We start from the raw sequence: 11,940 nt of genomic DNA, 5'->3' as shown, positions 1-11,940 counted from the left end.
ATACCTGTTCCTCTATACTTTTTAAATAGTTATCTGTCTAACTCTATCTTTATCTCTAGCTCTTCCAAGAAGTTAGGAGCATTCAAACTAATTGTAGTAAAGTATAACTCCTCTAACGGTACTGTCGTTTCAAAGGAAGATTGATATTGATGGGTCGTTCCGTCGACGCGAAGTGCGGGTTTTAAACTGTAGTAACGATTTCCGTCTCCGTCTTCTAGCCAGATGGCATTGGCTTGACGATAGGCATCCAATCCGCTCACCTCGTAAGTTAATGTAAAGACATCATCACTTTTTTTAACATCTAAGAAAGTGATTTCACCCATTTCTCCTTGGGAAAGTATAAGTTCCTCGTTCATCCATTTTTTCTTGATGCTCTTAGGAACGGTTTCTTTAAAGTCACCAAGGTACGGACGAATCGTAATCGAGCTCGGTACAACATCAAGTGGTTCAAAATACTGTTCAAATGTATGAGTGACTTTACCATTTTCGGGTCCCCCGCCACCACCACCGCCACTAAATGGTTGCAGTACACGACCTTGATCATCTGTCACAAGATAATCTAGCAACATAAAGCGATCATTGAAGAAATCTTCTTCGTCCATAATTAATCGCAAAGTCAATTGTGTAGAGGTAGGGAAGAATGTAACTTTATCATATACAATTGCTAATCCGTCTGTTTCTCTTTTTTGATTGACTAGAACTGATTTTTGATCTCCCTGCTTTTCTACAGGTAGTTGTACAAACCATGAACGCCCTTCATGTGGACGGATGCCAAGTAAAAACGAATCTGGTACTTCTTCACTTAACCTGATACTTACAGCCCCAGCATACAAACCTTCTTCTATTTCTTCTTCATGACCACCCATTCCGTAGCCACCTGAAGGTTTTCCGTTGATTAGTAAGTCAAATGTCCCTAAAAACTGAGGAGGTTGGGCTGGGTTTGTCATTTCAAGAATATAGCCGAGGTGGATCTCACCGCCATCATAAAGTGTCTCTGTGAAGGTAACAAGATGGCCATCAAATTCAATTTGCTCACCTAGAGAGGTCGCTAAACCATCATCAGCGCCTTTTTTCATGCCGATATTACCAACAAATTCAAATGCAGAGCCAACAACAGGGAGCTTTTTCATGGTCTCGGCAATCGTTGGAGATAAAAATGGTAAACTCGTTGTCACAATTAAGGCTATTACTGCTGCCGTTAAACCGAAGATGAATTTAGGGCGTTGTTTTTTTCGTGGCAGTTGTTGCAAGGTTGCTGAAATACGTTGATCGACTTCAGTTGGCAGGGAGGTATTCACGTCATTTTTTAGTTGCTGTTCCCATTTTTCCATGTTAAACCCTCCTCATGTTTTACTAGGTGTTGACGGACTTTTTCCCGCGCCCTGCGTAATTTAGTTTTAATCGTATTTTCAGGTGTTTCATAGATTTGAGAGATTTCCTGAATTGAAAGATCTTCAATATGAAACAGTTTTAAAAGTTGACTCTGTTCACTTGGAAGAGTGTCGAGCATTTCCTGGATTTCAATCTTTTCGTAACCTTTATCTTCGGAAAAGGGCTCAACAAAATGGTCATAGGTCGTAAGGTTTCTTCTTTGTCTGTGCAGTTGATGAGATTCATTCATTAAAATGCGGATCAACCAGGATTTAAAGTAAGCAGGTTCTCGCAACGTATGGATGCTTTGGAAGGCTTTTAATATCGCTTCTTGCATCGCATCGGCACAATCTTCATCTCGTGAAAGTATCGTTTTTGCTACACGATACATCGTTAATTTATGAATAAGGATGAGTTGCTCGAATGAGTCCACATCGCCTTTTTTCGCTTTTTTGACGATCTTTATTTGCTCCACGAATCGTGCTCCTTTCGTGATGTTCTATTTGTTAGATACATAAGTGAGGGAGGAAGTTTCAACAAAATAATGTTTTTCTTTAAAAAGTAGATATTTATGTAAAAACGATATGTTGTTATTAACCATCTTGCTATTATACAAGATTAGTAGGGGAGATAGGAAAATATTGTAATGGAAGTGGAAGGTGAAAAAATCAAACAGGAGTAAGTCCAATTCAAAAGGAAGATATGATAAGATGAATAAAAGTGGAAATTTTAACAATTATGGAGGAAATTTGTTCGAGTGGATAATTTTAAGAAAACGATACAAGAGGGACTCATTGAACATTTAAGTTTTTTACCACCAGAAGCTATTATTGTTATCATTTCAGCATTGCCGATTATCGAATTACGGGGTGGGTTACCGGCAGGAGCATTCTTAGACTTATCATTTCAATCAGCGCTCGTATACAGTATATTAGGAAATCTGCTTCCGATTGCACCGATTTTATTACTGTTCCGCCCGATAAGTAAGTGGTTAGTCAGGTTCAACTTCTACGATCGTTTCTATCATTTCAGCCAAGAGGACTCCTTCCTCAAAAATTCGTTAGAATTTCAGGTGGGAGTCCTCTTGGCGGTTTTGAGTGTCATCACTAGGAATTTCTCACCTTTTTTGGTAAAATAAATATAGAAACATATGTTCGGAGGTGAAATTGAAATGGAAAACTATAAAACAATGCAAATATGGGTGAAAAAGGGTCATCGTATGTATTCTTACTTTCAAGAGATGTGTCAAAACGCAAAAAATATGCACAATACAACTAACTTTTTTATTCGTCAAATTTACACGGGTCTTTATTCAAGTAAAGAGCTACAGCCCCTCCAGAAAGAAGTTTTAGAAATGGTGTATCAAAACATAGATAAAATGAACGAAGTTCAGACCATTTCTTGTTTTAAAAAAATGAAAAAAGAAATGCAGAAAGAGAAAGATACACAAAAAGACATCCAATGTAATTTATTTGAGTTGCCGTCAAAAAAGAAACCGTACGTAGATTACAACTTTTTGGATGCTTTGTTTAAGGTTTTAGCACAAAACGACTATCGCTCTCTCCCTGCTCAATCAAGTCAAGGAGTCATGAAAACAGTATTCCAGAACTGGAAATCGTTTTATGGTAGTTTACGAGAATACAAATCCAATCAGAATAAGTTCAAAGCAAGACCCAAAATTCCAGGGTATAGTCGTGCTACAGAAAAAGAAGTATCTTTTTCCAATCAAGATTGTGTGATTAAAGATGATAAGTACTTGAAGTTTCCCAAAACAAAAGACCGTTTGAATATCGGAAAATTGGGTTACTCCGAAGGAAAACTCAAACAAGTTCGTGTGAACCCAAGGTACGGACATTATGTTGTTGAGTTAATTTTTAGTGTTCCTTCGGAACAAGAAATGAAAGTTTCCAAGAAACGTTATATGTCGATTGACTTAGGAAATGATAATCTTGCAACCATCGTCACAAACACAGGTAAGACTGTATTAGTGAAGGGCAAAAATATTAAATCTGTCAATCAACGGTATAATCAATTGAAAGCCCATTTCACGGGTATTCTTCGTCATGGAAAAAATGAAAAAGAGGGTCCTTTTACCTCCAAGCGTTTAGAAAGAATTAACAATAAGCGTTTTAACAAAATCAAAGACTTGTTTCATAAAGCCAGTCATCATATTGAGAAAATCGCTCTAGAAGATGATATTGATACCATCATCATCGGTCACAACAAAGAGTGGAAGCAATGCTCCAATATGGGGAAAAGAAATAATCAAGCATTTACAACCATTCCGCACAGCCTTTTAATCCAGATGATTAAATACAAGACAGAGAGACATGGAATTAAAGTCCATGTTAATGAAGAGTCTTATACTTCAAAAGCGAGTTTCCTAGATAACGATGATATTCCCGTTTATGGTGAATGTGGTTTGAAAAAATCATTTTCTGGTAAGCGTATTAGTCGTGGTCTTTACCGTTCGAAGAACGGAATTCTTATCAATGCTGATGTAAACGGAGCAGCCAACATCATGAGGAAGGTATTCAAACATGCATTTGAAGAACCTTTTTCAGACTTTAAATGCTTACTGCAACCGACATCATTCCTACTCAAATAAAAGTAATCCCAAAGGCAAGACCAATGGGATAGCGGGGTTGGGTGTTTTTAGCACACCAATGTGTCAACTCCACTGATGGTTAATCGTCATTTCCAAAGTCGATACCTCAGAAACCCCCACTTCAAATTTCGTAGAAATTAAGTGGTGGGAGTATTCATCATTGGTTATATCAGAGGACGATGAGCAAAAGTCGTAAATTAGAAAAGTACGGAGCTTTTGGATTAGTGTTATTTACAGCGGTTCCGTTTCCGACGACAGGGGCGTATAGTGCATGCTTAGCTGCAATCTTGTTTTTTATTCCATTTCGAGTCGCTTTTCTATCGATTAGTTTTGGAGTTTTGGTATCTGCGGTAATTATGGGGATAATTACATATCCATTGTATTAAGTTAATTCTTGTTGGACATTGTAAACTTGATCCGACGCCTCGTAGTCTTGTTAGTTAGTTTAGTAGCAGGATGTTAGTGCAAGTAATGAAAATTAATTCCCTAAAAGCTATAAAAAAGGCTGCCTCATCACGATCCAATCGTCAAAGGGGAGCCTCTTTTTATTATTTATCTTTGTAACGCATTATAAACATTCACAATCCCATGTCCAAAATGTTGACGGCTTGTTCCTTTGCTCCCACCGTCCGCTGTTTGCTGAAGTAAAGCTCTAATTTGAGCTGGTTTCATATCAGGGTTTTGTGCTTTCACAACTCCGATCGCAGCAGCTACTTTTGGAGCAGCCATACTTGTACCGATCATATATCCGTATCCACCTGAAATTGTTGATAATGTACGTGCGGCGGCATCTCCACCTGGACCAGCAAGGTCAACATTACCATAATTGGAGTAATTTGCTAGAGTGTCGTTAATTGTAGACGAAGAAACACTGATGACCCAAGGGATATCCGAGAATGTGTCATGTAACGGGCCTGACCACTGTGCTCCTTCTCCAGGAACCGTATGCATTTTCTTGCCTAAGTCAATTGCGTTGTTTCCGTTTGCACCAACAATAAACATGCCTTTGTTTTGTGCATATCTAACCGCGCGAGATGCGGATAAGTGAAGCGTTCTTTGTTGTTCATCGTTCATAAAACTGTACGTACCTAAGCTTAAGTTGGCCACATCGACCCCATCATCAGCAGCGGCTGTGATACCAGCTAAAATACTTGTCCAGCTTGAAACGCGGTAGGATGCAATTCCTAATTCAGGACCTACTCCCATGACTCTACCGTTAGCTCCAATCGTACCGGCAACATGTGTACCATGATTTCCTCTAAAAGAATCATCAGCAGTGCCTGGAACAAATGATTTTGCATATAATAGGTTTCTTTGTAAATCAGGATGTGTCGTATCCACACCACTGTCAATGATTGCTACTAAAACATCATGATTCCCGGGCTGAATGTCCCAAGATGCTCCGTTGTTTGTAACTCGTTTAATATCCCACTGATATTCTTCATACAAATCAGGACCATCTGTGTCCACACGTAAACCTTCGTCAAAACGGTAGGCAAATTCAAATTCTGTTTCAGGAGAACGAATTTCAACATCCTCTGATACAGCTGCTATGCCAGATTGACTTTCCGCCCATGCTTTAAAGTCAGGGTTTGAAGAACTTACATTGACAACACCGATTTGCGGTACTTCCTGAATGATCTCGGCCCCTAAACCTTTCATTTCTGTGATAAGACTTTGAGGAATGGATTGACCCGAGAACGTGACGATATAGTCCGTTTTTTCCGCTGCCATTGCCCCTGAGCCTCCAAGTGCAAGTAAACCTGCTAATGATAATCCAGCTAACCATTTCTTCATAAATGACCTCCATAAGTTTATAAATTTTTTAAAAACTTGCTAGAGGTATATTCGTGTCGCGAAATAGTTTCCCTTTAGAAATAAATCGTTTTTTGAAAAATGAGAAAATAGTATTTTAACTTACTAGTAGATATTTAGTGTTTCGAAAAATCCAACTACATCAACCTACCTAAAAATCCTAATAGTGACTGTAAGAGAGAGTAGGGTAAATGTACTGTATAAAATTCAGTTAATAAAATTGAGATTGAGAAGGAACTGCTTAATCTCGTATCTGTCATAAACCTTATTTCATACCAATATATATCTATTAAATGGACTTAAAAGGTGTAACGAACTAGTGGCAGGAGGTAGAGTATGCTAAAGAAACTAAGATTGGTCTCATCTATAATCGTAACAGGATTAGCGCTATTTAGTATGATCACAGGAAACATGGCGACTTCACCTTATTTATTATTGTTTTTATCAATAGCGATTATGTTGACAGGAATCCTTGAACTACAAAGAGATAGAAAAGCGTTTTGGGGATATATGAGCATCGGGGTATCTTTATTTGTTCTATTAGTTTCTATACAAGGGTTTTTACTGAGTTAAAGCTAATATAGCAAAGGAGTTGTTGGTAAAGCAGCTCCTTTTTCTATTGTGAAGAAATTGTAATAGTTTCAACTTTAATTAGACGAAGGAAAAACAGGAACTCAAATCGAACTTAATAAAGGAAACCCCTAGAGGTAAAACAGAAAATGGCAGCAACTACGAATAGAGTACTCTAGTATTTTATATTTGATATGAAGGTGAAGGATATGAATTTTAATTATATAGTAAGCGGGACTGGCTGGGCGACGTGTACCTTGGAACTGAATTCGCAAAAACTAGAGTTTACCGCGAGTTATATCACCAACTGTTTGGATGATTTTTTAGTCGCATTAATGGAGTTAAACTCAGATTGTGTCCCTAAAAGAGACGTAAAGAACATCAGCAACTGTCAATGGGACGGTGAACCAGATGGGATTGTCTGGACCTTTGAATTAAAAGAGAAGCGCGTATTGTCTGTAAAAGTAGAATACTATGATGATTTAAGCTTTAAAAATAAGGCTGAAATATGGATGGATACAGAATGTTGCTATGACGAGTTTTTAAAATGCGTGATTAAAGAAGTAGATTTATTGATTAAGAGACAAGGAATCGTCGGTTATCGTACCGATTGGGATGACTGTGATTTTACGTTAAGTACATTTTTACGGTTAAAACACTCGATCGTTTCACAGGAAAAATACCCAGTCGAAGAAGTGACGGGTGATGTGGACCTGGAAACGAGAAGCAACTTGAAGTATGAGTTGGAATTGTTATTAAAGGATATCGATTGAATTTTACAGAAATCATACTTAACTCAATAGTTATAAAAGAAAGTCAGGGATACTTAAGTAATGCATTACGAAATGAATTCAATGGAGGGGTAACGATGGAGTATCGTACAGTTGGAAAAACAGGAATTAAAGTGTCAAGCTTATGCTTTGGGACAATGTCTTTTGGTGGAAATGCCGATCGAGAAACGTCTAAAAAGATGTTTAAGCGCACACGTGAGGCAGGCATTAATTTTTATGATTGTGCCAATATGTACAGTAACGGAGTGGCTGAAGAAATTTTAGGGGAATGTATTGAAGACTGTCGTGATGAAATTGTGCTAGCTTCCAAAGTCTATTTTCCAACGGGTAATGATGTCAATGCAAGAGGCCTTTCGCGTCGCCATATTATGTTGGAAGTGGAAAATACGTTACGACGGTTAAAAACCGATCGACTTGATTTTTACTTTGTACATAAATTTGATGAAGATACACCGATGGAAGAAACCCTTCGTGCATTAGATGATCTTCAAGCTCAAGGAAAGATCCTTTATCCAGCGGTTAGTAACTGGGCAGCGTGGCAAATCGCGAAGGCGCTCGGTATATCAGCCAAAGAGCAATTGGCACGGTTTGAGTTAATTCAACCGATGTACAATCTCGTAAAACGTCAATCCGAAGTTGAAATTTTACCGCTTGCTCAGTCCGAACAATTGGGCGTCATCACATACAGTCCATTAGGTGGCGGATTATTAACTGGGAAGTATGGTGTGAATAGTAAGCCGCAGCAAGGTCGGTTAGTCGAACAAGAGATGTATACCAAACGTTATAGTGAGCAAATGAACTTTGAAGTAGCAGAACGATTTACTGCCCACGCGAACGAACAAGGAATACATCCAGCTACGCTTGCGGTGTCATGGGTGATGGCACATCCGGGGGTCACCGCCCCAATAATCGGTGCCAGAAACGTTGAACAGCTAGAATACTCGTTAGCTGCATTAGATGTAAACATGACGAAGGAGTGGCGTGAAGAGATTTCAAGTTTATCGATCACACCACCACCTGCAACTGATCGTACGGAAGAAATAAATTAAAACTAAAAATAAACCATTAGGATCCTTTGTCCTAATGGTTTATTTTGATTATTAGTTATTATCTAATCGCTTCATTCTATATTGAAGACTTTGTCTGCTGAGTCCGAGTTCTTTAGCAGCGTTTGTTACGTGAAACTTGTGTTTCTCAAGTGCTTTGTTAATATAGTAATTCTCAGCTTCTAACAAGAAATCTTTAAGGTTGCGTAACGGTTGTTGTTTATCGTTAGCTGTAAATTGATGAACCCCAATGATCGACGGTTCTTTTGGGTATGTATCATTAGACTTGCTCACGGACTTATTTCGAAAATTATAAGGTAAATGGGAAACTTCAATTACCTCTTCATCTATCATCAGATTTATAGCTCCTTCAATGACATGTTCGAGCTCTCTTATATTGCCAGGCCAATCATAATTCGTTAAAAGAGATGACACTTCCTCAGAAACGCCTTTGATATTCATTTGAAACATATGGTTATATTTTTTAATAAAGAAATCAATGAGTTGAATAATATCTTCTTTTCGTTCACGAAGGGGAGGAATAAAAAGGGATACTACACTTAGTCGATAAAAGAGATCCTTGCGTAATCGTTGATTCGAAATCGCCTCAATCGGGTCTTCATTAATGGTTGAGATAATCCGAACATTTATTTTTCGGTCAACAGTATCTCCGACTCTTCGGATTGATTTTTCCTGTATAGCCCTTAATAATTTAGCCTGCAGCATAGGACTTAGGGAGTTGATTTCATCAAGTAAGAGAGTTCCGCCTTCCGCTTGTTCAAATAATCCCGGACGATCGATAGCCCCTGTGAATGCTCCTTTTTTCGTCCCAAATAGTAGACTTTCTATTAAGCTATCAGGAATTGCCGCGCAGTTTTGAGAGATAAACGGTGCAGACGACCGGTCACTTCCATTATGAATACTTTGAGCAAATAATTCTTTACCAGTTCCGGTTTCTCCTACGATAAGTACGGAAGAAGCGGTACGTGTTGCTCGCTTTGTGTTTTCAATGACTTCTTTAATAGCTAAGCTGGATCCAATAATGTTGTCAAAAGAATAGCGCGTATTAACGTTGATCCCCATATTTTTTCTGACTAACCGTTCTATCACCGTAACATCTTTAGCAATCTCAATGGCTCCTATAGCAGTTTCGCCGTCATAAACCGGGAATGTGTTATTAATCGTCGTTATTTCTTTTCCTTTATTGTTATAGTAGGTCTGCTTCTGATTTTTCACTTCCTTTTTATGATGTAAGGCGTTCAGTAACGTACTTCCTTGTCCATCTTCAAACATAAATACATCTTGAAAATTTTTATCAATGACTTCTTCCTTCCTCATTGACTCAATTTCCATCATTTTGTCATTATAGATCATCGTTCTTCCTGTATGGTCAATGGCATGTACACCGACATCTATTTCATTAATTAACGTTTCATAGATTTTTTGAGTCTGCAGGAGCTTATCGATTGTTTGTCTATTAATCATTTCATCTATCCTTTCTATTCCACTTTTCTATTATATTAAAATTTTCAAATAAATTTAGCAAATATTTTTTTCGTAATAAAAAATATTGCGAGAAAATGGACAAAAAAATTGTCTTTGAGGTTGTTATTTGAATAGTGAGAGTATTTTTAAAATTGGCACGCGAATTGCAATATAATTCACAAATAGAAAAAGGAGGTAAGGAAATGGGAAGTTATCACATCGTTACAAGTGAATCAAATGGAGTTGTTGAAGAGGTCCTTATCAATGAAGGTGAGTACGTCTATGAGTGGGAGCCGTTATTTCTTATTAAGTCTCAAAATGGGAACTTAAAAAAAGTCGAACTTGGAGTAAGTGGGAAGATCAATTCGATTAGAGTTATACCAGGAGAAAAGATTTTATCGGATATGACGTTAGCGGTTGTAGAAGAAGACGATTTGCCAAGGGGGTGTGATTAAAAGAGGTAGGATTTAACGTTTTAATATTTCGCCAAAAAAATTGTCGTTATTATAAAAAAATTCTTAAGAAAGAAAAAAATATTTGCGAATCGAATGAGGTAGCAAAATTTTCATGCCAAATTAAACAACGTAAAGGCTAGAGTGCACGTAAGATTTAGAGAAATTCAATGAATGAAGTAGTTGGCATGGAATTTGCAATAGTTTAGGTGAAAAACAAAATTCTTTAAATAAAAGGAGTAGATATAATATGTACCAAGATTATACGCATGAACCATTCACGGATTTTACAGTAGAGAAAAATAGAGAGGAGTTTCAACTGGCTTTAAAGCTAGTTGAATCAGAATTAGGTAAAGAGTATCCACTCATTATTGGAGGAGAACGAATTACGACTGAAGCTAAGATTATCTCGGAGAACCCGTCAAATAAAGAACAAATTGTTGGAGCGGTTTCTAAGGCCAATCAACATTTAGCCGAACAGGCGATGCAAGTTGCAGACAAAACGTTTAACACATGGAAAAAATGGCGTCCAGAAGTTCGAGCAGATATCTTATTTAGAGCGGCAGCTATTGTTCGCCGTAGAAAACATGAGTTTTCTGCTTACCTTGTATATGAAGCAGGGAAGCCATGGAAAGAAGCAGATGCAGATACAGCAGAAGCGATTGACTTCTTAGAGTACTATGGCCGGCAAATGTTAGGACTAAAAAAGGGTTTTCCAGTTAAAAGCCGCAAAATTGAAAAGAATAAATTAGCTTACATTCCGCTAGGTGTCGGTGTTGTCATTTCACCATGGAACTTTGCATTTGCGATTATGGCAGGTATGACTTCAGCTGCACTTGTAGCAGGAAATACGGTTCTTTTAAAACCAGCTAGTACAACGCCAGTAGTAGCCTATAAATTTATCGAAGTATTAGAGGAAGCAGGTCTTCCGGATGGCGTTGTCAATTATATCCCAGGTAGTGGAGCAGAAGTTGGTGATTATTTAGTCGACCATCCTCGTACACGTTTTATTAGCTTTACTGGTTCACGTGAAGTTGGTATCCGTATTTATGAGCGAGCAGCTAAAGTGCATCCAGGACAAATTTGGTTAAAGCGCGTCGTTGCAGAAATGGGAGGAAAGGACACAATTGTTGTTGATCACACTGCGGACCTTGACCTTGCTGCACAATCGATAGTTCAATCTGCATTTGGCTTTTCAGGGCAGAAGTGTTCAGCTTGCTCAAGGGCAGTTATTCATGAGGATGTATACGATGAGGTATTAGAAAAATCGATTGCGTTAACGAAAGAATTAACGGTTGGTAATCCAGTTGATGATACGAATATGGGCCCTGTAAATGATCAAGGTGCTTTTGATAAAGTAATGAGTTATATTGCAATCGGTAAAGAAGAGGGGCGCTTAGTAACTGGAGGAGAAGGCGATTTAACCAATGGATACTTTATTCAGCCAACGATCTTTGCTGATGTTGATGAAAATGCAAGATTAATGAAGGAAGAAATTTTTGGTCCTGTTGTGGCGTTTTGTAAAGTTAAAGATTTTGATCATGCTTTAGAAGTGGCTAATAACACAGAATACGGCTTAACAGGTGCAGTCATTTCGAATAAGCGAGAGCATATTGAAAAAGCTCGTGAAGAATTCCATGTCGGTAATCTATACTTCAACCGCGGTTGCACAGGTGCGATTGTCGGGTACCATCCATTTGGCGGCTTTAATATGTCAGGAACAGACTCAAAAGCAGGAGGACCGGATTACTTATTACACTTCACACAAGGAAAATTAACAACAGAGCAACTTTAATCAGGGA

12 protein-coding genes are annotated in these 11,940 nt (G+C 38.1%); 8 read left to right on the top strand and 4 right to left on the bottom strand.

Translation table 11 applies throughout. The annotated features are described in order from the left end of the window. Window positions 1–29: 29 nt before the first annotated feature. Both N7Z68_RS07755 and N7Z68_RS07750 read right to left on the bottom strand, forming a co-directional pair. Entirely contained in the window at window positions 30–1,331 is a 1,302-nt protein-coding gene (locus N7Z68_RS07755) for a DUF4179 domain-containing protein (protein ID WP_275117901.1), read from the bottom strand. Next, complete coding sequence (locus N7Z68_RS07750; RefSeq protein WP_275117900.1) at window positions 1,307–1,846, bottom strand: RNA polymerase sigma factor; 540 nt, start codon at window positions 1,844–1,846, stop codon at window positions 1,307–1,309. Before N7Z68_RS07750 ends, N7Z68_RS07755 begins: the two co-directional genes overlap by 25 nt. 282 nt (window positions 1,847–2,128) lie before the next feature. On the opposite strand from N7Z68_RS07750, the gene N7Z68_RS07745 reads away from it, so the two are divergent. The 3 genes from N7Z68_RS07745 (at window position 2,129) to N7Z68_RS07735 (ending at window position 4,365) form a co-directional block, all read left to right on the top strand. Continuing rightward, window positions 2,129–2,509, top strand: coding sequence for a small multi-drug export protein (locus N7Z68_RS07745; protein ID WP_275117899.1), 381 nt, complete (start codon window positions 2,129–2,131; stop codon window positions 2,507–2,509). 33 nt (window positions 2,510–2,542) lie between these two features. Further along, window positions 2,543–3,979 carry an RNA-guided endonuclease InsQ/TnpB family protein gene (locus N7Z68_RS07740; protein WP_275117898.1) on the top strand — a complete coding sequence of 479 codons (1,437 nt, stop codon included), beginning with the start codon at window positions 2,543–2,545 and terminating at the stop codon, window positions 3,977–3,979. 152 nt (window positions 3,980–4,131) lie between these two features. Beyond that, on the top strand, window positions 4,132–4,365 hold the full coding sequence (locus N7Z68_RS07735) for a small multi-drug export protein (protein WP_275118071.1): 234 nt from the start codon (window positions 4,132–4,134) through the stop codon (window positions 4,363–4,365). A gap of 166 nt (window positions 4,366–4,531) precedes the next feature. Here N7Z68_RS07735 and N7Z68_RS07730 read toward each other — a convergent pair whose 3' ends face one another. Then, on the bottom strand, window positions 4,532–5,776 hold the full coding sequence (locus N7Z68_RS07730; protein WP_275117897.1) for a S8 family serine peptidase: 1,245 nt from the start codon (window positions 5,774–5,776) through the stop codon (window positions 4,532–4,534). Window positions 5,777–6,130: 354 nt separating this feature from the next. On the opposite strand from N7Z68_RS07730, the gene N7Z68_RS07725 reads away from it, so the two are divergent. From N7Z68_RS07725 to N7Z68_RS07715, 3 genes are all read left to right on the top strand, one after another. Then, window positions 6,131–6,367, top strand: coding sequence for a DUF3953 domain-containing protein (locus tag N7Z68_RS07725; protein ID WP_275117896.1), 237 nt, complete (start codon window positions 6,131–6,133; stop codon window positions 6,365–6,367). 206 nt (window positions 6,368–6,573) lie between these two features. After that, window positions 6,574–7,137: a hypothetical protein gene (locus tag N7Z68_RS07720; RefSeq protein ID WP_275117895.1), complete on the top strand. Its 564-nt coding sequence runs from the start codon at window positions 6,574–6,576 to the stop codon at window positions 7,135–7,137. A gap of 95 nt (window positions 7,138–7,232) precedes the next feature. After that, window positions 7,233–8,204: an aldo/keto reductase gene (locus N7Z68_RS07715; RefSeq protein ID WP_275117894.1), complete on the top strand. Its 972-nt coding sequence runs from the start codon at window positions 7,233–7,235 to the stop codon at window positions 8,202–8,204. Window positions 8,205–8,255: 51 nt separating this feature from the next. On the opposite strand, the gene N7Z68_RS07710 is transcribed toward N7Z68_RS07715, so the two are convergent. Next, window positions 8,256–9,686 carry a sigma-54 interaction domain-containing protein gene (locus N7Z68_RS07710; RefSeq protein WP_275117893.1) on the bottom strand — a complete coding sequence of 477 codons (1,431 nt, stop codon included), beginning with the start codon at window positions 9,684–9,686 and terminating at the stop codon, window positions 8,256–8,258. Window positions 9,687–9,889: 203 nt separating this feature from the next. Between N7Z68_RS07710 and N7Z68_RS07705 the strand changes: the two genes are divergently transcribed. Both N7Z68_RS07705 and pruA read left to right on the top strand, forming a co-directional pair. After that, window positions 9,890–10,141, top strand: a complete 252-nt coding sequence (locus tag N7Z68_RS07705; RefSeq protein WP_275117892.1) for a biotin/lipoyl attachment domain-containing protein — start codon at window positions 9,890–9,892, stop codon at window positions 10,139–10,141. A gap of 247 nt (window positions 10,142–10,388) precedes the next feature. Continuing rightward, window positions 10,389–11,933 (top strand): L-glutamate gamma-semialdehyde dehydrogenase, encoded by a 1,545-nt coding sequence (gene pruA, locus N7Z68_RS07700; RefSeq protein WP_275117891.1) that lies wholly within the window; start codon window positions 10,389–10,391, stop codon window positions 11,931–11,933. Window positions 11,934–11,940 lie beyond the last annotated feature (7 nt).

Origin of the sequence: Alkalihalobacterium chitinilyticum, assembly GCF_029028005.1 — a bacterium.
Taxonomy (GTDB): domain Bacteria; phylum Bacillota; class Bacilli; order Bacillales; family Bacillaceae_F; genus Alkalihalobacterium; species Alkalihalobacterium chitinilyticum.
The sequence above is the reverse complement of the archived record's forward strand: the minus strand, read 5'-3'. Positions and strand labels throughout refer to the sequence as shown.